This is a genomic window from Sinomonas sp. G460-2 (assembly GCF_047759905.1).
Taxonomy (GTDB): Bacteria; Actinomycetota; Actinomycetes; order Actinomycetales; family Micrococcaceae; genus Sinomonas.
Genome location: NZ_JBKZWT010000363.1, coordinates 1 through 3,391 on the forward strand (window position 1 = coordinate 1; position 3,391 = coordinate 3,391).

General features: G+C 67.9%; 5 protein-coding genes. All 5 read left to right on the forward strand.

The features are described from left to right. The first annotated feature begins 9 nt into the window (after positions 1-9). On the forward strand, positions 10-1,173 hold the full coding sequence (locus ACLN58_RS19795) for a sulfite oxidase (protein WP_415856952.1): 1,164 nt from the start codon (positions 10-12) through the stop codon (positions 1,171-1,173). Between the two features lie 106 nt (positions 1,174-1,279). Further along, positions 1,280-1,918: a DUF4232 domain-containing protein gene (locus ACLN58_RS19800; RefSeq protein WP_415856948.1), complete on the forward strand. Its 639-nt coding sequence runs from the start codon at positions 1,280-1,282 to the stop codon at positions 1,916-1,918. Positions 1,919-2,146: 228 nt separating this feature from the next. Further along, positions 2,147-2,854, forward strand: coding sequence for a hypothetical protein (locus ACLN58_RS19805; RefSeq protein ID WP_415856949.1), 708 nt, complete (start codon positions 2,147-2,149; stop codon positions 2,852-2,854). A gap of 14 nt (positions 2,855-2,868) precedes the next feature. Beyond that, complete coding sequence (locus ACLN58_RS19810) at positions 2,869-3,099, forward strand: hypothetical protein (protein WP_415856950.1); 231 nt, start codon at positions 2,869-2,871, stop codon at positions 3,097-3,099. Positions 3,100-3,168: 69 nt separating this feature from the next. Next, on the forward strand, positions 3,169-3,391 hold a 223-nt coding region (locus ACLN58_RS19815; RefSeq protein WP_415856951.1), incomplete at its 3' end, for a DEAD/DEAH box helicase.

The following is a 3,391-nucleotide window of genomic DNA, read 5'->3' on the forward strand; positions in this document are numbered from 1 at the left end:
ACTGGCTGCATGCGAGCCAAAATAACCTCCCAGCACCGGCCGCAGCACCATTCCGCAGCGCCCGCGCCAACTCCTGCCCCGGCCGCGACAGCGGCCGCCACGCTCCCCGAGAGCCCCACGACCGGGCCGATCACGCGCGAGGAACTCCACCTCGCCGGCCGCAACCACGAGGCCCCGCTCGAGGCGCTCCGCTGGCCGATCACTCCCCCGGGAATGCACTACATCCTGACCCATTTCGACGTCCCGGACCTCGACCCCGTCGAGTGGCGCCTGCGGATCGGGGGCTCGGTGGCGCATCCGCTCGAGCTCACGCTGAGCGACCTCTTGCGGCGGCCGCGCGAGACCATGACCGTGACGCTCGAATGCGCGGGCAACGGCCGCTCGCGCCTCGACCCGCGGCCCATCAGCCAGCCGTGGGACCTGGGCGGCTTCGGCACGGCCGAATGGACCGGCACGCCGCTCGCGCCGATCCTCGCGGAGGCGGAGCTCGGGGAGGACGTGGTCGAACTCGTGTTCACCGGGAACGATCGCGGCATCCAGGGCGGCATCGAGCAGGACTACGCGCGCAGCCTCACCGTCGAGGAGGCCACCGCCTACGGCGTTCTGCTCGCCTACGAGATGAACGGCCGGCCACTCCCGCCCCAACACGGCTTCCCCGTGCGACTCCTGGTCCCCGGCTGGTACGGGATGACGAGCGTCAAATGGCTCCGCTCGATCGAGGCCGTCACCGAGCCCTTCACGGGCTACCAGCAGGCAGTCGCCTACGTGTATCAAAAGGACGCGGACGACGCCGGCACACCGGTCCGGCGAATCAGGGTCCGCTCGCTCATGGTTCCGCCGGGCATCCCCGACTTCCTCACGCGGCAGCGCACGCTCGGGGCCGGCCCGACGATGCTCCGCGGGCGGGCGTGGTCCGGGGAGGGCGCGATCACCGGGGTCGAGGTGGGGATCGACGGCGTGTGGCTCGCCGCGCACCTCGACCCGCCCGTGGGGCCGAACGCGTGGCAGGAGTGGCAGTTCCCCTGGGTCGCCACGCCGGGGCACCACGAGCTTGCGTGCCGCGCGACGGACGCCGCCGGCAACGTCCAGCCCGTCGAGGCCGAGTGGAACCTGCGCGGCTTGGGAAACAACAGCGTGCAGACCGTCGAGGTGGAGGTGCGGCCCGGAGCCTAGTCCCGCCGGCGTCTAGGCTCGCCGGCCAAGCGCCGTTATCTAACGGTTAGCGCGGCGGCGCGCGCCGATACTTGACGCTGGTGTGGCTGGAGTGAATTCTGGGACTATGACCCGCCACCTGCGTCTTCCGGTCCTCGCCTCGGCGCTGCTCGTCGCCGCCTTGGGCCTCTCCGCGTGCGGCAACAACTCCGCGAGCCAGACCAGCTCGAGCCCAGCGCCGTCGTCGTCCGCGTCGACGAGTGCCTCGGGGAGCCCCTCCCCCTCGGCTTCACCGAGCTCGAGCGCCACGACCCCGCCGCCCACCGGATCCAACGCCGCTGGCCTCGCGCGGTGCGTCTCGACGCAGCTCAGCGCGTCCCTTGCTCCGGGCGCCGGGGGTGCGGCTGGCCACGTCTACACCAAGATCGTGCTGAAGAACACGGGCAGCGCCCCGTGTCTGCTGAGCGGATTCGCGGGCGTCTCGCTCGCGAACGGCCCGGACGGCGCTCCGATCGGTGCCCCCGCCGACCGCGACGGGTCCATGCCCGTGGTCGACATCACCCTCAACCCCGGCCAGTCCGGCGCCGCCGACTTCGGCTACACGCAGGCCGGCCTCTACGGCGGAAGCTGCACCCAAGTGCAGGCCGCGGGCATCCGGATCTACCCGCCGGAGGACTACGGCTCGCTCTTCATCCCCGACCAGCAGACCGGGTGCAGCGAGGCGGGCCTCCACCTGCTCACGCTCAAGGCGTTCCAGCCGATGTAACGCTTTCCCCGCTCAGGGCACAGGCCTCCCCGCCAAGCTGGCGGGGAGGCCTTCGTTTTGGCGACCGACGGGATCGATGGCCTTGGGTGAAGATCTGATTTTCGGAGTATTATGCGATTCCCTCATATGCGATTCCATTGACAGCCCGTTAGATATCTTGTTTGACTAATCGGGAGCGCCGCGGATAGCACCATTCCCGACGTGAAAATTCGAATGCAAGGGGGATGCATGTTCACGAATAACCTGGCCAAGGGCTTCTGTGCGGCTGCGGCTGCGGTTGCGATCGCTGCGTCGTCATATTGTCTCGGAGTCGCTCAAGGGACCAATGAACCCACCTCACAAGGGTCGCTTACGGTGAACGCTGCCCCTGTCGGCCTGTCCCGTGGGGTCAGTAAGGATTCCGTCAACGATCCGAAAGGCAAGCCAGTTAAGGGAGCAATAGCTGATGCCAAGGCTGTCGACCCGGCAGGCCTTGAACGGCGAATCGCCCTATTAAAGTCCAGCCCCGAATTCGTGTCATTCCTGACAGAGAATACCGGCGCCGCGGAAAAGACCGGCCTCGAAGGTCTCGCCGCGTCGATCACCGAATCGCAGGCGCGAGCTTTCGTCCAGTCCATCCAAGGCAAGAAATTCATCGTATCGGCGGACAAGCTGGGTCAACCGGTCGTTCAGTTGGTTCAAGCCGCAGAGCGCCCGGCCGTTTCGCCCGCCAACGTGTCTAGTACTCTCGAGCGCCACACCGGGGCCAATGCCCAGACCGCCGGTTGGAACGGTCCTTCGTGCTGGCAGGGCTGGTTCGCTGCTGCGGGTTACTCGGCCGCTACTGGAGCGATCTGCGGGGCCGTTGGTGCCATGAGCTTTGGCCTGGTCGGCGCGGCGTGCGGAGCCGCAGCTTGGGCGGGCGGGATGGGTATTAACTGGAATGACGCCTGCTGAAGGGAACCCCAACCATGAGCCTGCATGATGCCAAGACTCCCGGAACCTTTGCTGGCCGCGCCTACACCTATCTAGCGTTCGTCGGCGGACTGTGGTCAGCGCAATGGCTTCTGTGGTTTGCCACGGGCCATTGGTCGTTGCGTCCAGACCCCTTTGGCTTGGCTCTGCTTGCGATCGTCTTCCTCTTCTGGTTCTTCATACCCCAGAGATACTGGTTCCGCAGAGGAACACCGCCGAAGGACTGACCGGCGCAGCCCGGGAGTTGGCCTCGGGCCTCCAGAAGTGTCAGTGCGGTGCGGGATGATGGTTCCGTGATGGCCAAGAACCCGCGCGGGGACCCAGATGGCCGCCGCGCTGAGCCGGGCGCGGCGGTCCTCGACCGTTTTGGCGTGGCCACGCGCGAATGGTTCCGCGGCGCGTTCCGCGAGCCCACGCCCGCACAGGCGGGCGCGTGGGAGGCCATCTCCTCGGGCCGGCACGCGCTCGTCGTCGCGCCGACCGGCTCCGGCAAGACCCTCGCGGCGTTCCTGTGGTCCC